This is a genomic window from Curtobacterium sp. PhB142 (assembly GCF_004341255.1).
Classification (GTDB): Bacteria; Actinomycetota; Actinomycetes; order Actinomycetales; family Microbacteriaceae; genus Curtobacterium.
Genome location: NZ_SLUT01000001.1, coordinates 345,679 through 364,515, shown reverse-complemented (window position 1 = coordinate 364,515; position 18,837 = coordinate 345,679). Strand labels below are relative to the sequence as shown.

Annotated in this window: 22 protein-coding genes; 7 read left to right on the top strand and 15 right to left on the bottom strand. The window is 71.6% G+C overall.

All coding sequences use genetic code 11. The annotated features are described in order from the left end of the window. Window positions 1-16 precede the first annotated feature (16 nt). From EDF31_RS01755 to EDF31_RS01745, 3 genes are all read right to left on the bottom strand, one after another. Complete coding sequence (locus EDF31_RS01755; protein ID WP_123294516.1) at window positions 17-724, bottom strand: GntR family transcriptional regulator; 708 nt, start codon at window positions 722-724, stop codon at window positions 17-19. 88 nt (window positions 725-812) lie between these two features. Next, the gene (locus EDF31_RS01750) at window positions 813-1,790 is read right to left on the bottom strand and encodes an acryloyl-CoA reductase (protein ID WP_131844968.1); all 978 of its coding nucleotides are present in this window, start codon (window positions 1,788-1,790) and stop codon (window positions 813-815) included. 152 nt (window positions 1,791-1,942) lie between these two features. Further along, window positions 1,943-2,971 (bottom strand): 6-phosphofructokinase, encoded by a 1,029-nt coding sequence (locus tag EDF31_RS01745; RefSeq protein WP_111083779.1) that lies wholly within the window; start codon window positions 2,969-2,971, stop codon window positions 1,943-1,945. Between the two features lie 88 nt (window positions 2,972-3,059). Between EDF31_RS01745 and EDF31_RS01740 the strand changes: the two genes are divergently transcribed. Then, window positions 3,060-4,085, top strand: coding sequence for a DNA-3-methyladenine glycosylase 2 family protein (locus EDF31_RS01740; protein ID WP_243649800.1), 1,026 nt, complete (start codon window positions 3,060-3,062; stop codon window positions 4,083-4,085). 96 nt (window positions 4,086-4,181) lie between these two features. On the opposite strand, the gene EDF31_RS01735 is transcribed toward EDF31_RS01740, so the two are convergent. Genes EDF31_RS01735 through EDF31_RS01725 form a run of 3 tightly spaced genes read right to left on the bottom strand, consistent with a single transcriptional unit; the run spans window position 4,182 to window position 6,632 of the window. Further along, window positions 4,182-5,039: an NAD-dependent epimerase/dehydratase family protein gene (locus tag EDF31_RS01735; RefSeq protein ID WP_131844967.1), complete on the bottom strand. Its 858-nt coding sequence runs from the start codon at window positions 5,037-5,039 to the stop codon at window positions 4,182-4,184. A gap of 56 nt (window positions 5,040-5,095) precedes the next feature. Further along, window positions 5,096-5,608 carry a GNAT family N-acetyltransferase gene (locus tag EDF31_RS01730; RefSeq protein ID WP_131844966.1) on the bottom strand — a complete coding sequence of 171 codons (513 nt, stop codon included), beginning with the start codon at window positions 5,606-5,608 and terminating at the stop codon, window positions 5,096-5,098. A gap of 13 nt (window positions 5,609-5,621) precedes the next feature. Beyond that, entirely contained in the window at window positions 5,622-6,632 is a 1,011-nt protein-coding gene (locus EDF31_RS01725; protein WP_123294520.1) for a TerC family protein, read from the bottom strand. Window positions 6,633-6,748: 116 nt separating this feature from the next. On the opposite strand from EDF31_RS01725, the gene EDF31_RS01720 reads away from it, so the two are divergent. From EDF31_RS01720 to EDF31_RS01710, 3 genes are read left to right on the top strand one after another with little or no spacing between them, the layout of a single operon-like run. After that, a complete protein-coding gene (locus tag EDF31_RS01720; protein ID WP_131844965.1) occupies window positions 6,749-7,438 on the top strand; it encodes a YceI family protein in 690 nt (229 codons plus the stop codon). Further along, on the top strand, window positions 7,435-7,950 hold the full coding sequence (locus EDF31_RS01715) for a sigma-70 family RNA polymerase sigma factor (protein WP_123294523.1): 516 nt from the start codon (window positions 7,435-7,437) through the stop codon (window positions 7,948-7,950). Before EDF31_RS01720 ends, EDF31_RS01715 begins: the two co-directional genes overlap by 4 nt. Next, window positions 7,947-8,654: a zf-HC2 domain-containing protein gene (locus tag EDF31_RS01710; protein ID WP_123937209.1), complete on the top strand. Its 708-nt coding sequence runs from the start codon at window positions 7,947-7,949 to the stop codon at window positions 8,652-8,654. The genes EDF31_RS01715 and EDF31_RS01710 overlap by 4 nt, the downstream gene beginning before the upstream one ends. Window positions 8,655-8,818: 164 nt before the next feature. Here EDF31_RS01710 and EDF31_RS01705 read toward each other — a convergent pair whose 3' ends face one another. After that, window positions 8,819-9,295 carry a MarR family winged helix-turn-helix transcriptional regulator gene (locus EDF31_RS01705; RefSeq protein WP_131844964.1) on the bottom strand — a complete coding sequence of 159 codons (477 nt, stop codon included), beginning with the start codon at window positions 9,293-9,295 and terminating at the stop codon, window positions 8,819-8,821. Between the two features lie 153 nt (window positions 9,296-9,448). Between EDF31_RS01705 and EDF31_RS01700 the strand changes: the two genes are divergently transcribed. Further along, window positions 9,449-9,709: a DUF4190 domain-containing protein gene (locus EDF31_RS01700; protein ID WP_165901299.1), complete on the top strand. Its 261-nt coding sequence runs from the start codon at window positions 9,449-9,451 to the stop codon at window positions 9,707-9,709. A 79-nt stretch (window positions 9,710-9,788) separates the two neighbouring features. After that, window positions 9,789-13,361, top strand: a complete 3,573-nt coding sequence (locus EDF31_RS01695) for a bifunctional proline dehydrogenase/L-glutamate gamma-semialdehyde dehydrogenase (RefSeq protein ID WP_131844962.1) — start codon at window positions 9,789-9,791, stop codon at window positions 13,359-13,361. A 15-nt stretch (window positions 13,362-13,376) separates the two neighbouring features. On the opposite strand, the gene EDF31_RS01690 is transcribed toward EDF31_RS01695, so the two are convergent. The 4 genes from EDF31_RS01690 to EDF31_RS01675 are packed head-to-tail and all read right to left on the bottom strand — an operon-like array spanning window position 13,377 to window position 15,519. Further along, a complete protein-coding gene (locus EDF31_RS01690) occupies window positions 13,377-13,574 on the bottom strand; it encodes a hypothetical protein (RefSeq protein WP_123339214.1) in 198 nt (65 codons plus the stop codon). 10 nt (window positions 13,575-13,584) lie between these two features. Beyond that, entirely contained in the window at window positions 13,585-14,127 is a 543-nt protein-coding gene (locus tag EDF31_RS01685) for a dihydrofolate reductase family protein (RefSeq protein WP_131844961.1), read from the bottom strand. Between the two features lie 58 nt (window positions 14,128-14,185). After that, window positions 14,186-14,527 (bottom strand): hypothetical protein, encoded by a 342-nt coding sequence (locus tag EDF31_RS01680; protein WP_131844960.1) that lies wholly within the window; start codon window positions 14,525-14,527, stop codon window positions 14,186-14,188. Beyond that, a complete protein-coding gene (locus EDF31_RS01675; protein ID WP_131844959.1) occupies window positions 14,524-15,519 on the bottom strand; it encodes an SDR family oxidoreductase in 996 nt (331 codons plus the stop codon). Before EDF31_RS01675 ends, EDF31_RS01680 begins: the two co-directional genes overlap by 4 nt. Before the next feature lie 91 nt (window positions 15,520-15,610). On the opposite strand from EDF31_RS01675, the gene EDF31_RS01670 reads away from it, so the two are divergent. Then, entirely contained in the window at window positions 15,611-16,348 is a 738-nt protein-coding gene (locus EDF31_RS01670) for a hypothetical protein (RefSeq protein WP_131844958.1), read from the top strand. Here the strand turns inward: EDF31_RS01670 and EDF31_RS01665 are convergent. The 4 genes from EDF31_RS01665 to EDF31_RS01650 are packed head-to-tail and all read right to left on the bottom strand — an operon-like array spanning window position 16,320 to window position 18,768. Further along, window positions 16,320-17,093, bottom strand: coding sequence for a DUF2071 domain-containing protein (locus EDF31_RS01665; RefSeq protein ID WP_207896094.1), 774 nt, complete (start codon window positions 17,091-17,093; stop codon window positions 16,320-16,322). The genes EDF31_RS01670 and EDF31_RS01665 overlap by 29 nt on opposite strands. Then, window positions 17,090-17,923 carry a nitroreductase family protein gene (locus EDF31_RS01660; protein ID WP_131844957.1) on the bottom strand — a complete coding sequence of 278 codons (834 nt, stop codon included), beginning with the start codon at window positions 17,921-17,923 and terminating at the stop codon, window positions 17,090-17,092. Before EDF31_RS01660 ends, EDF31_RS01665 begins: the two co-directional genes overlap by 4 nt. Before the next feature lie 22 nt (window positions 17,924-17,945). Beyond that, entirely contained in the window at window positions 17,946-18,320 is a 375-nt protein-coding gene (locus tag EDF31_RS01655) for a hypothetical protein (protein WP_131844956.1), read from the bottom strand. 10 nt (window positions 18,321-18,330) lie between these two features. Continuing rightward, entirely contained in the window at window positions 18,331-18,768 is a 438-nt protein-coding gene (locus tag EDF31_RS01650; RefSeq protein WP_111083794.1) for an Lrp/AsnC family transcriptional regulator, read from the bottom strand. Window positions 18,769-18,837 lie beyond the last annotated feature (69 nt).

Here is an 18,837-nt window from a genome sequence, read left to right as displayed (position 1 = left end):
TCCATCGTGGCCGACGTCAGCGCCGTTCGGTGCCGTCGGCCAGCGCGCCGCCCTCGGCGACGAAAGCGCGGGCCTGCACGGTGTGCTCCTCGACGGTGCTGCTGAGCGAACGGATCACCGCGGCCGCTGCTTCGCCGTCTCGCTTCGAGATCGCCGCACGGAGCGGGTCGACGAAGTGCTTGACGTCCCAGAACATGCCGCTCTGGTGGGTCAGGGCGAGGAAGTTCGCGCGGGGCAGCAGCGAGGTCGACAGCTGGACAAGCAGGTCGTTGTCCGCCGCACCGATCAACTGGGTGACGACCGCGCCGACCTGCGTCGAGACGTCGCCGGCGCGCTCCTGCTCGGCGGCAGTGCGCAGGGCTTCCAGCGTGTCGACGAGGCGCGTGGCCGCTGCGTCGTCGAGCTTCGGGACGGCCCAGCGGGCGGCGAGCTCCGTGACGCCGGCGAGCACCTGGATGGTGTCGTCGAACTGCTTGGCGGTGGGCGACGCGACCCGGGTGTACCGGTTCGCCTCCATCTCGACCAAGCCGTAGTCGACGAGCTTGGCGATCGCCTCACGGATGGGCGTGCGACTGACGCCGAGCCACTGGACCAGTTCGTCGTCGTTGAGCCGTTCGCCGGCCTGCAGCGTGCCGTCCTGGATCGCGGCCAACATCTTCTCGAGGACCACGTCGCGGAGCAGCTTGCGCGGCGAGTTCTCGACGGTCGACTTGGGTACCGGCATGACGGACTCCTCGTGTCACGGACGTTTGGTATCCAAACCCTAACGTGTCAATATGCAATCGTTTGCGGAATAACAGCATCCCAGAACATCAGCCACGCACGTCGACCACCGTGCGTCCGTGCACCCGACCGGCGACCACCTCGGCGCCGATCTCGATCGCCTGCTCCGGGGTGACGGTCCGGGTGACACCCGCCAGCAGCGCCGGGTCGAGGTCGGTCGCCAACCGCTCCCACGCTCGGTGCCGCAGTTCCGACGGGGCGTCCACCGAGTTGATGCCGAGCAGCGACACCGCACGCAGGATGAACGGCAGCACCGTCGTGGGCAGGGCGGAGTCCTGCGCAAGCCCGCACGCCGTGACGGCTCCACCCCACCGGGTGCCGGCCAGCACGTTCGCCAGGGTGGCCCCGCCGACGCTGTCCACGGCGCCGGCCCACGCGGCACGCTGCATCGGCTTGCCGGGCTCGGACAGGGCACCCCGGTCCACGACCTCGGTCGCGCCGAGGCGTCGGAGGGAGGCCTCGTTGGTGCTCCGGCCGGTCGACGCGGTCACCTCGTACCGGCGCGCGGCGAGCAGCGCGATCGCCACCGTCCCCACCCCGCCGGACGCTCCGGTCACGAGCACCGGCCCTGCACCGGGCTCGACGAACCGTTCGAGCGCGAGCACGCTGAGCATCGCCGTGAACCCCGCCGTGCCGATCGCCGCCGCGAACGAGTCCTCGATCGCCTCGGGCAGGACCACGAGGGAACCGGACGGCACCACCGCGTGCTGGGCCCAGCCACCGTGCCGGTTCTCGCCGAGTCCGGCACCGTTCAGCACGATGCGGTCGCCGATCGCCACGTCGTGCACCCCCGGTCCGAGCGCCGACACGGTGCCGACGACGTCGATGCCGGGCACGAGCGGGTCGATCCGCGCGACGCCGGGGTTCCTGGCGAGGGCGAGGCCGTCCTTGTAGTTGACGCTCGAGTACGTGACGTCGACGAGGGCTTCGCCCTCGGTCGGATCGGGCAGGTCGACGTCGGCGACGGTGGGCGGGGCTGAACTGGACACGACTACGGCGCGGGTCATGCGCCGGACGCTACCCCGGGCCTCCCGGCTGGCGGTCCGTTCTTTCCCAGAACGCGCGCGATCCCTGGCGGAATCGGGCGTACCGGGCCGGAAAAATGGACCAGGTACGCCCGAAACGGCCAGGTACGCCCCGGCCAGCGCCCCGACCAACCTCATCCGAACATGATGGCGGCTTCGTCGAAGCGCGCCTGCGGCACGGTCTTCAACTCGCCGAGCGCCTCGTCGAACGAGACGTGCACGATGTCGGTGCCCTTCAGGGCTACCATCCGGCCCCACCGCTCCTCGACCACCGAGTCGATGGCCGCCAGGCCGAGCCGCGTCGACAGCACCCGGTCGTACGCGGTCGGCGTCCCACCGCGCTGGATGTGCCCGAGGGTCGTGGCGCGCGTCTCGATGCCCGTCATCTCCTCGATGAGGGGTGCGAGGCGCTCGCCGATTCCACCGAGCCGCGGACGCCCGAAAGCGTCCAGCCCGCGCTCGGTGTGCGCGTTGTCCTCGTGGTCGGGGACGAAGCCCTCGGCCACCACGACGAGCGGTGCGCGCCCGCGGTCGTAGGCGGCACGCACCCACTTCGCGATCTGCTCCATGCTCGTCTTCTGCTCCGGGATCAGGATCGCGTGCGCGCCCGCGGCCATGCCGGAGTGCAGGGCGATCCAGCCGACGTGCCGGCCCATGACCTCGGCGACCATGCAGCGGGAGTGCGATTCGCCGGTGGTGCGGAGGCGGTCCATCGCCTCGGTCGCGATCGCGACGGCGGTGTCGAAGCCGAACGTGTAGTCGGTGGCGCCCAGGTCGTTGTCGACCGTCTTCGGGACACCGACGATCTTCAGCCCGGCGTCGGTCAGGCGCTTCGCCGCGGCGAGCGTGCCCTCGCCACCGATCGCGACGATGGCGTCGATGCCGTGGCGGTCCAGGGTCTTCGAGATGTTCTCGACGCCGCCGTTCGGCCCCTCGAAGGGGTTCGTGCGGCTGGTGCCGAGGATCGTGCCGCCCTGCTTGGCGATGCCCTGGATGTCCTTGCGGCCGAGCGGGACGATGTCGCCGTCGACGACGCCGCGCCAGCCGTCCCGGAACCCGACGAACTCGTGGCCGTGGATGGCGATGCCCTTGAGGACGATCGCGCGGATGACCGCGTTCAGACCGGGGCAGTCGCCTCCGGAGGTGAGGATGCCGATGCGCATGGGAACTCCGTCGTCGGGTGGTGCGGGTGGGGGTCGTGGGGGACTGCGACCATCATGACTGACGGTGGTTGCGCATTACCATCCCGGTGTGACCCTGCTCGACTCCGCCTCGTCGTCCGCTGGTGCGTCCGGCGACGCGTCCGGTGCTTCCGCTGGTGCGTCCGGCGACGCGTCTGGTGCTCCTGGTGCGTCCGTCGATGCGTCTCGCGTCGACACCGTGTACCGACCGGGAGGCCCGGTGAACGTCACGTCGACCCTGCGGCCCCTGCAGCGCGGCTCCGCCGACCCCGCCTACAAGGTGGTCGGGTCGGTCGTGTGGCTCGCCCTGAGGACGCCCACCGGCCCCGCTGCCGTGGCGATCCGGCCGGCTGGCGTCACCATCGCGGTCTCGGCCTGGGGCGACGGCGCTGCGTGGGCGGTCGAGCACGCGCCGGAGCTGCTCGGCCGCGGCGACGACTGGGACGGGTTCGACGTCTCCGGGCACGCGTTCCTCGCTGCCGCCCGACACCGGCAGCCCGGACTCCGGCTGCTCCGGACGAACACCGTCGTCGCGATGCTCGTGCCGGCGATCATGGAGCAGAAGGTGACCTCGCGGCAGGCGTGGGGCGCGTGGCGGTACCTGCTCCGCCGGTACGGCACGCCCGCGCCGGGTCCCGCGCCGGACGGTCTCATCGTGCCGCCGACGGCCGACGAGTGGGCGCGGATCCCGAGCTGGGAGTGGCACAGGGCCGGCATCGAGCCCGGACGGTCGGCGACGGTGATGCGCGCGGTGCGTGTGGCTCCGGCGCTCGAACGGACGCTGACGCTCGGTCGCGGCGGTTCGGTCGTGTCAGCGCGGCTCCAGTCGATCCCCGGCATCGGGAAGTGGACGGCTGCCGAGACCGCGCAGCGCTCCCACGGCGACCCCGATTCGCCGAGCGTCGGGGACTTCCACGTCCCCGCGCTGGTCGGGTGGGCGCTGACCGGGGGACCGGTCGACGACGACGGGATGCTCGAGCTGCTCGAGCCGTGGCGGGGGCACCGGGAGCGGGTCGTGCGGCTGATCGGCGGCTCGGGGTTCCGGAAGCCGTCGTTCGGGCTGCGGCTCACGATCCAGGACCACCGCGGGCACTGAGCGGTCGCGCGCTGCTCGCTTTCGTCCGCACCTGTTTCGCGACACGACACCAGGTGATCACGTGGTGTCGTGTCGGAGAACCGGTGTCGCGCCGGGTCAGGGGTGACGGACGCCCTCGCCGGCCAGCACGGCGCGGTAGCCCTCGCGGAACGTCGGGTACTGCGGCGCCCAGCCGGTGGACCGGAGCAGCGCGTTCGACAAGCGCTTGTCACCACCGGACTGCCGGGCACCGCCGTCACCGGTGACGGGCTCGGGAACGCCGAGCTCGTCGGCCAGGAACCGCAGCACGTCGTCGAGGCGGCTCGGTTCGTCGTCGGTGCCGAGGTACGTCGGCGCCGGGTCCTCCACGGTCGCCAGGTGCACGAGCGCGGCGGCGGCGTCGTCGCGGTGGATCCGGTTCGTGTGCGGCGAGGCACCCGGAGCCAACCGGGCCGAACCGGAGCGGACCTGGTCGATCAGACGCTCACGACCCGGACCGTAGACACCGGACAGCCGCACGAGCACGGCGTCGGGAGCACGGTCGCGCAGCAGTGCCTCGGCCTCGACCAGGACCTCCGCGGTCGGGGTCGCACCGTGCGCCGGGGTGTCCTCGGTCACCTCGCTGCCGTCGTCGACGTCGTACACCGCGGTCGACGACACCACGAGCAGGCGTGGATCGGCGTCCGAGGCGTCGATGCCGTCGAGCACGTTCCGCAGGCCGTCGACGTAGGTGGCGCGGTACTCGTCGACGTCACGGCTGCCCGCGGCGAAGGCCACGACGACGACGGTGGTGTCGGCGGGGATCTCGGGGACCTCGTGCCGCAGGTCGGCGCTGCGGCCGGTGAGCGGCGCCGGGACCAGCTCGGCGCGGCGTCGGAGGCCGATCACGTGGTGTCCTTGCTGCGCGAAGCGGATGCCGGCTTCGGTCCCGAGGTCGCCGCAGCCGGCGATCACGACGGTGTCGTTGTTGTGCACCCGTCGACCTTGGCACGGGCAGCTGGTGGACGCTCCAGCGCCCGGTCTGCTGCCGCTCAGAGCACCTTCCGCAGCAGCACGGAGTCACCGTGCGCCTGGTCGCGCTCACGCTGCCCGGTGTCGACGAAGCCCAGCTTGCCGAGCACCCGGAGCGACGCGGTGTTCCAGTCGCGGACCGTGGACGCCAGGTGGCGGTACCCGAGCTCGCGTGCCGCACCGATCACCGCGCCGGATGCCTCGGTGGCGTACCCGCGGTTCCACGACGCCTGCAGGAACTCGTACGCCAGCTCCGGTTCGTCGGACACACCGACGCTGTTCGCGACGAGGCCGCAGTAGCCGACAGCAGCACCGGTGTCCCGGCGCTCGACGACGAGCAGACCGGGAGCCGGCGTCTGGTCGTACCCGCGCGCCCACTCCTCGAGATCGGCCACGGTGGGGTGCCCGTCGGCCGCGAGCCGTCGATGCGGTGGCACGCGTGGATCCCGTTCGGCCCAGAGCCGACGGTGGAACGCGGCGTCGGTACTCCGCCAAGGCCGCAGGAGCAGCCGTTCCGTCTCGAGTGCCGCCACGTGCCCGCCGCCGTCAGTCCGAGGTGCGAGCGGGTTCTTCGTCCTTCGCCTCCACGCCGTCGTGGCGCATCCGCACGACGCTGGCCAGGGTCGACAGCGCCATCGCGGCGATGATCACGATCAAGGAGACCCAGGTGTTGATCTCCGGTGCCCACTCGATGTGCTCGCCACCGTTCAGGAAGGGCAGCTCGTTGTCGTGCAGTGCGTGCAGGACGAGCTTCACACCGATGAACGCGAGGATCACCGCGATGCCGTACTTCAGGTAGACGAGCCGCTCGAGCAGCCCACCGAGCAGGAAGTACAGCTGCCGCAGACCCATCAGGGCGAAGACGTTCGCGGTGAACACGATGAACGGGCTCTCGGTGATGCCGAAGATCGCCGGGATCGAGTCGAGTGCGAACAGCAGGTCGGTGGTGCCGATGGCGATCAGCACGATCAGCAACGGGGTGAAGTGGCGCACGCCGTCGTGGGTGGTCCGGAACTTCATGCCGTCGAACGTGTCGGTGAGGCGGACCCGTCGGCGGAGCAGCCGGACGATGAAGCTGTCCTTCTGGTCGTCGGCATCGTCCTCGCCGCGGAGCTGCTGGATCGCCGTCCAGATCAGCCAGGCGCCGAAGATGTAGAAGATCCACGAGAAGTTCTCGATGAGCTGGGCGCCGACGAGGATGAAGATGCCACGCAGCACGAGCGCGATGATGATGCCGAGCATCAGCACCTCTTGCTGGATCTTCTTCGGCACCGAGAACCGCGCCATGATGATGACGAAGACGAACAGGTTGTCGATGCTCAGGCTGTACTCGGTGAGCCAGCCTGCCAGGAACTCACCCGCCGAGTCGCCGCCCGCGAACACGAGCATCAGGACCGCGAAGACCAGCGCGAGCCCTACGTAGACGCCCACCCACGTCGCCGACTCGCGCAGCGTCGGCACGTGCGGCCGGCGCGCGACGATGAGCAGGTCGGCGAGCAGGATCGCGACGATCGCGATCAGCGAGCCGACTTCGAACACGACGGGGAGTTCGGGCATTGCGGCCTTCCTGGCTGCGGGGGATCGGGTGGATGAACAGCCTGACAGATCCGAACGCATCCGGCAGCCGGATCGTTCCGGGTGAACGATCCGCCCCACCACCTCGTTGACCGGGTATGGGACTCCGCACACGCACCAAGGTCATCATCGGCATCTCCACCGGCGTCGTGGTCATCGCGGCCGCCGCCGTCATCGCCGGTCCGTCCATCTACGCGAACACCGTCAACGGGCAGGCCGCCGCGGCGCCCTCGCTGCAGGCGACGTCGTCCGCGAGCCTCGCAGCGTCCGACGCCGACGGCACCTGGACCAGCCAGAGCAGTTCGTACGCCGGCTACCGGGTGCACGAAGTCCTGCAGGGGAATGATGTGAACGTGGTCGGACGCACGAAGGACGTCGAGGGCACCGCCGAGGTCGACGGCGGTTCCCTCGCGAAGGCGACCGTCACGGTCCAGGTGGCGAAGATCACCACCCCCGAGTCCGCCCGCGACGCCTACTTCCGGGACACCGCACTCGAGACGGACAAGTTCCCGACGGCGACGTTCACGCTCACCAAGCCCGTCGACGTCTCGAAGGCGCTCGACGGCAGCACGCAGGACGTCACCCTGACCGGCACGATGGACCTGCACGGCGTCACGAAGTCCGTCACCGCCGACGCGCAGGTGGCGGTCGGCAAGGCCGGCACCGTCCAGGTCGCCGGCTCGGTACCGATCACGTTCGCCGACTACGGCGTGCAGGCACCCTCGCTCGGCTTCGTCACCGTGGACGGGAAGGGCTCCGTCGAGTTCTCCCTCGACCTGCAGAAGTGACCGTGTCGAGTCGTTCCGCCGACGAGCTGCTCGCGACGCTGTACCGCGAGCACGGTGACGCGCTCACCCGGTACGTCCGGCACCTGACGCGGGACGGCTCGGCGGTCGAGGACGTCGTGCAGGAGACCATGGTCCGCGCCTGGCAGCGCCCGGCGGTGCTGGAACGCGCGCCGGACAGCGCCCGTGCCTGGCTGTTCACGGTCGCGAGGAACCTGGTCGTCGACGACGCGCGATCGGCTCGGAACCGCCGGGAGTTCGGCACCGAACACCCCGTCGACCGGGCCGAGTCGGACCGCACCGACGCCGTGCTCGACCGCATCGTCGTGGCCGACGCGCTCGCATCGCTCTCCCCGGACCACCGCCGCGTGGTCGTGGACGCCTACTGGCTCGGCCACACGGTGCCGGAGATCGCACGACGACACGACATCCCCGAGGGCACCGCGAAGTCGCGGCTGCACTACGGGCTGCGAGCCCTGCGGCTCGCACTGCAGGAACGAGGAGTGACCCGATGAGCGACGACCGGTACGCAGAGTGGGACGCGGCGTACGTGCTCGGGTCCCTGAGCCCGGACGAACGGCTCGAGTACGAGCAGCACCTGGAGACGTGCGACCGCTGCACGGCCGCCGTCGCCGAGCTGGTCGGCCTGCCCGGTCTGCTCGCCAAGCTGCCGGCCGACCAGGCGATCGAGATCGCCGAACCGGACGGGAGGCCCGACACCGGTTCCGAGAGCACCCTCGCCTCCGTCGCGCACCGCGTTCGACACCGTCGCCGTCGTCGCCGGGTCTGGGTCGCCGCCACCGCGGGGCTCGCGGTGGTCGCTGCCGTCCTGGGCGGACTCGCCGTCGGCACGGCGGGGGACCGTGGCTCGGTGCAGGCCGGACGTGACGTCTCGGCATCGGCGACCGCGGACCGCTACGACATGACCGGCGCCCAGGGACTCGACGTCGACCTGGCCGTCAGCGGTGAACAGTGGGGCACCCGCTTCGACTGGGGCTGTTCGTACGGCGGCAAGGAGTGGGCGGCGGACGGCTCGGTCATGTACGACCTGGTCGTGGTGCGGTCCGACGGCACCGCGCAGATCGTCGGCTCGTGGACGGCCGCGGGCGAGGACGCGAAGGGACTGTCGGCGTCGACGGACATCCCGCGCGACGACATCGCGAGCGTGCAGGTGCGGCTCCGCGGCGAACAGGGAGCCCTCGCCGTCGTCGACCTCTAGCTCACGCCCGCCCGCCGCGCCGCCCGCCCCGCCGCCCGCCCGCCCCCGAGCCCCCGAGGTTCCGAAATCTCGGCATCTGGGCGCAGCTCAGGGGCGTTCGTGGAACCTCGGCGCTCCTCGGACGGCGAGTCGTGGAACCTCGGCGGGCGGACGTGCGGGGGCAGCTAGCCCGAGACGGCCTCGTCCGACACGTCGGGGCCGATCGCGTCCTGGACGCGCGCGCTGACGGACCGGAGGGTGTCCGCGTCGGTCCCCACGGGCCTCCAGAACAGGTCTTCCAGCGCACCGGTGTGCGCGCGGATGCCGGCGAGCACCGCGCGGCGGCCGTCGGTCGTCATCTCCACCCAGCTGCCGCGGCCGTCGGTCGGGCAGTCGGCGCGTCCGACCAAGCCGCGGGAGACCATCCGTGTGACCTGGTGGCTGACGCGCGACTTCTCCCAACCGATGCCGGCGGCGATGTCGCGGACGCGCAGCCGGTGGTCCGGCTCGCGCTGCAGCCCGATCAGGATCTCGAACTCGGGGATGGAGATGCCGGCGCCAGCCTGGACGGCCTGGTCGAGCGCTCGGTCGAGGCGTCGCCAGACGTCGTGGTAGGCGTCCCACGTCGCCCAGTCGTGGCCATCGTTGCCCTGCGTCGACATGCCGACCAGCGTATCCACCGTGGGGACCGACCGACCCCGCCGCCGCGTCTTTCATCCGTCCGGATGACCCGAACGGGGCGCTGCGGAGCGATCCGTCCGGCCCGTACGATGACCGGGCCGTGCAGCGCCCGGCGCGACGAGACAGGAACCCGCATGACGAACCCGTACGCACAGCCGCCGATCACACCGGTCCGCCCGACGAACACCCTGGCGATCATCGCGCTCGTGCTGGGGTTCGTGGTGCCCATCGGCGGGGTCGTCGTGGGGCTCATCGCGCTGCCGCAGCTGCGGCGGACGGGCGAGGCCGGGCGCGGTCTCGCGATCACGGGCATCGTCGTCGGCGGGGTCATCTCCGTCTTCACGGTGCTGCCGGTGCTGCTCATGCTGCCGGAACTGATCCGGGTCTTCGGCTGACGTCATCCCCCAGGACGGTTCCGAGCCGACGTGCGGCGCGCTCCAAGGTGAGGTCGGAGGTGCGGCATACGATCGGAGCATGCCGAGCGCCCGCCTCCAGGACTGCACCGACGATGCCGTTGCGCTGGTCCGCAAGTGGCTGGCGGCGTCCGCCGGGGCGAAGCCGGACGCCGGTGCCGCCCGTCTCGCCGAGGCCCTGCGCGACGAGCGTGGGCTCGACTTCACGCGCAGCTTCGTCGACAAGGTCATCCGCCCCGAGGACCCCCGGGTCGCCGCCCGCAACCTCGAGCAGGTCAGCCGCGACGTCCCCGACTTCCTCGCCTGGTACCTGCGCGGTGCGGTGACGCTCGGCGGTGGGTTCGCGACGATGGCGCCGTGGGCGGTCATCCCGACCGCTCGCCGGATCCTGCGCCGGATGACGGGTCACCTGGTCATCGATGCGAGCACGGCGAAGCTCGGTCCGGCGCTCGCGAAGGTCGGCGGACCGGGCACCCGACTCAACGTGAACCTGCTCGGTGAAGCCGTGCTCGGCAGCGCCGAGAGCGACCGTCGGCTGCAGGGGACGATGGACCTGCTCGCTCGCGACGACGTCGACTACGTGTCGATCAAGGTCAGCTCGGTCGTGCCGCAGATGTCGATGTGGGCGTTCGACCAGACGGTCGAGCGGGTCGTCGACCGGCTCGTGCCGTTGTACCGGCTCGCGGCGGCTCCGCTGGCGTCCGGCGGCCCGGCGAAGTTCATCAACCTCGACATGGAGGAGTACCGCGACCTCGACGTCACCCTCGCGGTGTTCCGGACACTGCTCGACCGTGACGAGTTCGCGGGGCTGCAGGCCGGCATCGTGCTGCAGGCCTACCTGCCCGATGCCGCCGGGGCGCTCGAGTCCCTGACGACGTGGGCGCAGGAACGCCGGGCCCGGGGTGGCGCTCCGATCAAGGTGCGGCTCGTCAAGGGCGCGAACCTGGCGATGGAGCACGTCGACGCGATCGTGCACGACTGGCCGCTCGCGACCTGGGGCAGCAAGCGCGAGACCGACTCCGCCTACCTGCGGATGCTCGACTCCGCGCTGACCACGGAGCGCACCGACGCCGTGCGCATCGGGGTCGCCGGGCACAACCTGTTCGACCTGGCAACCGCGTGGGTCCTCGCCCAGCGCCGCGGGGTGACCGATGCGGTCGACGTCGAGATGCTGCTCGGCATGGCATCGACGCACGCCGACGCCGTCCGCGCCGACGTCGGACAGATCCTGCTCTACACACCCGTCGTCCAGCCGGACGAGTTCGACTCCGCGATCGCGTACCTCGCCCGCCGCCTGCAGGAGAGCGCGAGCCCCGAGAACTTCATCGCCGCGGCGTCCGACATCGACCACGACGCCAGCGTGTTCGACCGCGAACACGGCCGGTACCTGGCGTCGGTCGCGGCGCTCGACGAGCCGGTGCACGCGACGCACCGCACCCAGGACCGCCACCGGGCGCTCGGCGAGCCCGTCCTGCGCGACGCGTTCCGGAACGCCCCGGACACCGACCCCGCCGTCCCCGCCAACCGTGCGTGGGCGCTCGACGTCCTGCGCCGGGTGCCGCGCTCGCAGCTCGGCGCGCAGACGATCCGCGGGGCCAAGGTGGCCGACCGCTCCAAGCTCGAACGGATCATGGCCCGTACCGCGCAGGCCGGCGTCAACTGGGGGCGGCAGGACCCCTCCGACCGTGCTGAGCTCCTCGACCTGATCGGGCACGAGCTCGAGACCCGCCGCGCCGACCTGATCGAGGTGATGGCGGCGGAGACCGGGAAGACGTTCTCCGAGGCTGACACCGAGGTCACCGAAGCCGTCGACGCCGCCCGCTACTACGCCGAGCGCGCCCGCCGCCTCGGCGACGTCAAGGGTGCCCGCTACGTCCCGCCACGCCTGACCGTCGTCGTGCCGCCGTGGAACTTCCCCGTCGCGATCCCCGCCGGAGGGGTGCTGGCGGCGCTCGCCGCGGGCAGCGGAGTCGTCCTCAAGCCGGCACCCGAGGCGAAGCGCAGTGGTGCGCTGCTGGCCGACGTGCTCTGGGACGCCGGCGTGCCGCACTCGCTGCTGCAGCTCGTCGACCTGGCCGAGGACGAACTCGGCCGTGACCTGGTCGGGCACCCCGCCGTCGACCGCATCATCCTGACCGGCTCGGCCGACACCGCGCGATCGTTCCGCTGGTGGCGCGCCGGTCTGCCGCTCAGCGCTGAGACGAGCGGCAAGAACGCGATCGTCGTCACGCCGAGCGCCGACATCGACCTCGCAGTGCAGGACATCGTGCAGTCCGCCTTCGGCCACGCCGGCCAGAAGTGCTCGGCGGCGTCCCTGGTCGTCCTGGTCGGCACGGTCGGCGAGAGCGAACGCTTCCGTCGGCAGCTCGTCGACGCCACGCGCACGCTCCGCGTCGCCTGGCCCGACGACCCCACCGCCCAGGTCGGCCCGGTCATCGCCGAGCCCGAGGGCAAGCTGCGGCAAGGGCTCACCCAGCTCGGGCCGGGGGAGTCCTGGCTCGTGCAGCCGACGGCCCTCGACGACTCCGGGCGGCTCTGGTCACCCGGCATCCGTGACGGCGTCCGCCCGGGCAGCGACTTCCACCAGACCGAGTACTTCGGCCCGGTGCTCGGGATCATGCGCGCCGAGACGCTCGAGCAGGCGATCGCGATCCAGAACGGCACGGACTACGGCCTGACGGCGGGGATCCACTCGCTCGACGCCGACGAGGTGGCGGACTGGCTGGCGAGCGTGCGCGCCGGCAACCTGTACGTGAACCGCGGCATCACCGGTGCGGTCGTCGGCCGGCAGCCGTTCGGCGGCTGGAAGCGGTCGTCCGTGGGCACCGGCACGAAGGCGGGCGGACCGATGTACGTCGCGACGCTCGGCCGGTGGGAACCGGTGCCGCGCACGGTGCACAAGAGCATCCAGCTGCACGGTCTCCCGCCGCGCGTGACCTCGGTGATCGAGGCCGCACGCAGCGGCTTGTCGTTCGAGGAGTTCGACCAGGTGCGGGCCGGTGCGCTCAGCGACGTCCGTGCGCGCGAGGAGCTGTACGGCGGCTCGCACGACCTGTCGGGGCTCGTGGTGCAACGGAACGTGCTGCGCCACCGACCGCAGTCCGTCATCGTGCGGCAGGCCGAGGACGCCTCGGCGGGTGACCTGGTCCGCGCGCTCGTCGCTGCCACGGCTGCACGCGCCCACGTCCTGCTCAGCACCGCCCGCCCGTTGCCCGGTCCACTCAGCCAGCTGCTGGCCTCGAGTCGGTCGCCGCTGGACGTCGTCGACCACCTGGTCGAGTCCGACCAGGACTTCCACGCCCGCGCGTCGTCCGGCGCCGTGTTCCAGGCGAACTGGACGAGTGGTGAGGACGACGAACCCGTCGACGCGCTGGGGGACATGCTCGCGCAGGGGCAGGACCGACCCGTGCACACGGCGTTCGGCGGCCCCGGGGCACGGATCCGGCTCATCGGTGGCGATGCCCTGGCGCTCGAGGAAGCCCTCGGGGCGAGCATCGACGTCGCGATCCACGACGCGCCGGTGGTCGAGGCCGGGTTGATCGAGATGCTCCCTTTCATCCGTGAACAGTCGGTCTCGATCACCGCGCACCGGTTCGGGGACGTCGACGCGGACTTCGCTGACCTGCGCGTCTGACGTCCCCGGCTCGGGTCAGTCCTCGGTGTCGCCTGCTTCTTCGTCCTCGACGCCGGTCTCGTCCATCCGGTCACGCAGGTGGTCGGCCATCGCTCCGGCGCCCTCGCCGTGGTGGTCGTGGTCGACCTGTTCGATCAGGCCGTGCAGCTTCTCGTGGTTCGTGGCCTCGTTGGCGCCGTCCATGACGGGCTCGGTCTGCTCGTTGTCGCTCATGGCTCGGACGCTACGCCGGGGTGGCTGCGGACCGGTAGTGCAGCTCGACGGCACCGCCGGTGAACGGCGTCGTCCCGACCAGCTCGAACACCGGGGTCGGTGCCGCGACCGGTAGCAGCGGCGCACCGGCGCCGAGCGCCACCGGCATCACGGTGACGCGGAGCTCGTCGAGCAGCCCTGCCTGCTGGTACTGCGCCGCGAGCAGTCCGCCGCCGACGACCCAGACGTCGCGCTCGCCGGCGGCCCGTTCGAGGTCGGCCTGGTGGTCCGCGACCTCGCCCGACACGAAGTGCACGTCGGCGCCGTCCGGCACCGGCAGGTCACGCGTGGTGAACACCCACGTCGCCAGGTCCGGGTACGCCCACGTGTCGTCGTGCTCGAGCAGCCACTCGTACGTGGTCGAGCCCATGACGATCGCGCCGATGCCCGCGAAGAACCGGTCGTGGTGCTCCTGGAACGGCTCGAAGCCGAACTGCAGCAGCCAGTCGAGGTCGTCGTCCGGTGCAGCGACGAAGCCGTCCAGCGCGGACGCGACGGAGTAGGTGGTACCCATGCCCCGGACGCTACCGAGCACCCCCGACAGATGTCAGCGCCGCCCGCCGTCAGCGCCGTCAGCGCCGGCTGCCCCGACCGACGACGGCGACCTCGGCGACGGTGAGCACCGTGGCGATCCACACCTGCTGCAGGGCGAACCCGCGGCGTCGTGGGTCGAGGGCGAGCGGCACCATCGTCACGCCGTGCACCGCGTCGACGGCGGCGCTGAGCGTGTGCGCGTTCCCGGTGCCCGTGCGTGCGACGAGGGCGGCCTGCACGAGCTGCCGGACGCCGAGCACGCCGTGCAGCACGGCCTGGTCGCGACCACGAGCAGCTCGGCCCAGGTGCCACAGGCCGAGTCCGGCCCGGCACAGCTCGACAACGGCCGCACCCCGCACCGACGATCCGTGGCGGCTCATCGTCGTCGTCCGGCCACGAGTGCGACGGCCCCGGCCGCGCCGAGTGCCGCCCCGATGATGCCGTTGCCGATCCGTCGGTGTTCCACCCACCAGGTCTGCGGCGACCAGGCGTGCGCGGACTCGTCGAACACACCGTGCGCGCCGTGGTCGCCCGGCACCGGCTCGTACAGGTTGTCCTGCAGCTCCTGCCCGTCCTTGTCAGGCGCCTGCTGCCCGGAGACGAGCGTCTTGGCGGCGTACCAGTCGGCGAAACGCCCGCTGATGCGGCTGCCGAGGATCGTGTAGACGGTCGACTCGCCGACCCAGGTGCGACGGCGCGGCCGCTCGGCCACGGCAGCGATCGCGCGGGCACCGACCTCGGGCTGGAAGATCGGTGCGACCGGCTGCGGGTGGTGCGGCAGCTTCGACTTCACCCACCCGAACTGGATCGTGTTCAGGGCGGGCATGTCGACCCGCGACACCTTCACCTTGCTGCCCTGTTCGAGCAGCTCGGAGACGACGGACTCGGTGAACCCGACGATCGCGTGCTTCGCGCCGCAGTACGCGGCCTGCAGCGGGATGCCCCGGAAGCCGAGTGCCGAACCGACCTGGACGACGTGCCCCTGGCCGCGGGGCACCATCCGGGAGAGCGCGGCACGGGTCCCGTTGACGAAGCCGAGGTAGGTCACGTGCAGCGCTCGCTCGAAGTCCTCGGGCGCGGTGTCCAGGAACTTGCCGAACACCCCGACCATCACGCCGTTCACCCACAGGTCGATCGGCCCGAGTTCCTGCTCGACGCGGTCGGCCGCGGCCTCGACGGCCTCGCGGTCGGACACGTCGGCGACCAGGGCCAGCCCGCGACGCCCCGCGGCCTCGACCTCGGCGACCGCGGCGTCGACGCCGTCCCGTCCACGGGCGAGGACGGCGACGTCCCACCCCCGCGCGGCGAGCTCCCGGACGGTCGCACGCCCCAGTCCTGCGGATCCACCGGTCACCACTGCCACTCGAGTCATGGCTCACTTGTACCTGCGGCCGACCATGCACCACTCAGCCGGTGTCCCCCGACGGCCCGTGCCTGCGGACGGTGGCGAGCATGATGGTCGCGTGGACACGCGAGACGACCCGGTGGAACCCGAGCCGGACGCGGAGCCGCAGCCGCGCTGGATCCGCCGGGCGCCGATCCTCCCCGAGCAGTGGTGGGGTCCTCCGATGGCCCAGGCAGTCGGGGCGCTGGCGGTCGTGGCGATCGGCATCTGGCTGCAGCGTCCCGCCCTGCCCGTCGCGGTCCTCGTCGGTGTCGTCGGGCTGGTCGGCGCGGTCGTGCTCGCGTTCGCCGGACGACGGGCGTACTGGTACCCGAGTTGCACGACGGCTTGGCGCTTGCACCGCACGCGTGTCGTCGTCTGGAGCGCCGCCGGAGTCGCGTTGGCGGTGTTCGCCCTCGCGGTGGGCGCGCAGACGCTCCTGATCGGCTACCTGGCTGCCGCGACGGGCCTGTACACGGTGCGGCGGGACGAGCCGACGCGGTTCGAGCTGTGGGGGCGTTCGGCGGCGTCGGCTGCTGTCGCGGTCGTGTCGGCTGTGTACGCGGTCGTGGCGTTGACGGTCCCGAGCGTCGACGAAGCACACTCATCGCGGTGGATCGGGTGGAGCATCGTCATCGTCCCGGTCGCTGTCGTCACTGCGGTCCTGCAGTGGCGAGCCGCCTCTGGGACGGCCGACCCCGACCAGAACGGAGCGGCGGCGGACGCCGGCGAACCGGAACCGGGACCAGAACAGCGACCGGGACCGGAGCCGCCGGCCGACGACCCGCTCAGCGCCCCCGACCGAACCGCGTCGTGACCCCCGCCGAGTAGAGCACCGAGTCCGGCTCCAACTCCGTCAGCCCGAACGGCAGCCCCGCGGCGCCGACCAGGTCGTCCCGCAGCGACACCACCGAGGCCCGGTGCAACGGCCACGCGTCGTGCTCGTTCGGCCAGAACCGGGTCCGCCCAGCCCGGTGCACGTGCATGCCCCACCGCGCGGTCAGGAACGTCTCGAGCGGCCCTGGCTCGTCCAGTACCTCGCCCACGCGGACGTCGAGCATCGACCGCAGGTGCGTCCCGTGCCGCCGCATCGCGTACCCGACGCGGCCGTCGCCGCTCCGCGACTCGGCGTCCGCCCACCAGTAGGGCAGTCCGGTGGCCACGCGTGCGCCGAGGGTCGGCAGCAGCTTGCCGGCGTCGAGCGACAGGAACACGACACCGTGCTGGCCCTGCTCGTCGACCGTGTAGACGCGGACGTTCACCTCGACGAAGTCGCCGATCGAGCCGGTCCGCCCCAGCGCCCCGAGGGGCGGGAACCGGGTGTCCTCGAACCGGAACCCGATGAGGCCCACCCAGGTGGTCACCCCGTCGTCCGTCCCTTCGAGCGCCATCGTGTCGGGTCGCGTTCCGGCTGGCAGCAGCGGGGCCACCGCCGACACGTCGACGCGCCAGTGCACGAAGACGACGTCGAGCCAGTCCTGCGAGATCCAGGGGCGGCCCGGCAGGCCGGGGGCGGTTCCCGGGAGGCCCGGGGCACTCTGGGTGGGTCGGGTGTCGGTCACGATGTGGTCGCCTCCGGTTCGATGTGGCCCGCGACGGGCGCGTCGTCCCACCCCTGCTGCGGGGTGTCGCAGGTGTCGCGGAACACGTACTGCGAGGGCCGCTTCCGCTCGCTCGACGTCCAGTCGATCGCGGGGCGGCGTCGTTCGGGCGGCAGGTACCCGATCCGGTAGACGGCCATGAGTTCGAGCGACTCGGGCACCCGGAGCAGCCCCTCGATGTCCGCCCAGGCACCCGGGGTCTCCATCGGGAAGGACACGAACTGGATCCCCAGCCCGAGCTCCGTCGTCGCGAGCCAGATGTTCTCCATCGCCGCGCCCATGCTGAACACGGAGTAGAAGCCGGACAGCTCCTGCTGCCGGTACTCGTGGCGGTCGAGCATCACGCCGAGCAGCAGCGGCGACCCGGCGACGAGCTTCCGGTTCTCCTCACCCAGGCTCTGCGGCACGCGGAGGGTGTTCATGAGCAGCTGCCCACGCTTCGTGAACACCTGCTTCGTGAACGGCCGGAGCGGCCCGGGCAGCTTGTCGAACAGCATGCCGTCGCGCCGCTCGTCCATCTCGGCCTTCGAGAACCGGAAGTACGGCTTGTACCGCTCGAAGAACGTCCCCTCGGCCATGGTGCGGGTCATCGAGCTGCCGCTGATCGCGGCGACCCGGTCGATCGTGTCGCGCTCCTCGACCAGCACGAACCGCCACGGTTGGCTGTTCAGCTGGGACGGGGCCCGGCCGGCGAGTTCCATGAGCAGCCGTTGGTGCTCCTCGGACACCGGGTCGGGCAGGAACGCCCCGTTCGTGGTCCGGCGGCGTCGGATGGCCTCGAAGAGCTCCACTGCTTCCCCTCGTGTCTCGTCGTCACGGTCGACGCCGCACCAACAGCGCCCCCAGGTAGGACGGCGCAGCGGCCACCGCGATCTTCCAGTGTGCTCCGGAGCGCGGGTTCGTGCGGGGCGCGAGTGCGAGGGGCACGAGCGCGGGCAGCAGGAACAGCGCCGAACGGTCCCGGGTCCACAAGGGCGTCGTCGCGGCGGCCCCGGTGAGCGTCGCCGTCACGACGAACAGCCCGTGGTGCACGACGCGGAGCTTCTTCGTCCGGATCAACCGGACGGCGACGGCCGTGCCCCAGAGGCAGTTCGCGACGTAGGCGACGCTCGCAGCGGTGACCAGCTGCCGGGTCGGGCGCGATCCCGTGGGTGCCGAGCCGCGCCTCCAGACCGCCTTCCGTCCCATGCGTGGGACGTTACGCGGTGTCGCGACTGACCAGCTTGGAGAGCACGATCGCGGACCGCGTGTGGTCCACCTGCGGTGCGAGGCGGACCTTGTCGAGCGCCTCCTCCAGCGCGGACAGGTCCTTGGAGCGCATGTGCACGACGGCGTCGGCGCTCCCGGTGACCGTGCCAGCGTCGATGACCTCGGGCACGGTGTCGAGCAGCGCACGGAGCTCGTCGGGGGAGACGGTGCCGCGGCAGTACAGCTCGACCCAGGCCTCGGTGCCGCGGTCCTCGACGGCGGGGTCGACCTTGATCGTGAACCCCTGGATGACACCATCGCCGACGAGTCGGTCGACGCGGCGCTTGACGGCCGATGCCGAGAGTCCGACCACCGACCCGATGTCGCCGTAGCCGGCGCGGGCGTTGTCCCGGAGTTGATCCAGGATGCGGTGGTCGAGCGAATCCATTGCACCCATCGTACGCGGACTTCTTGCGAGGTCGGCGGGTCGGACGCACGAAACGTGCGTCACCCGAAC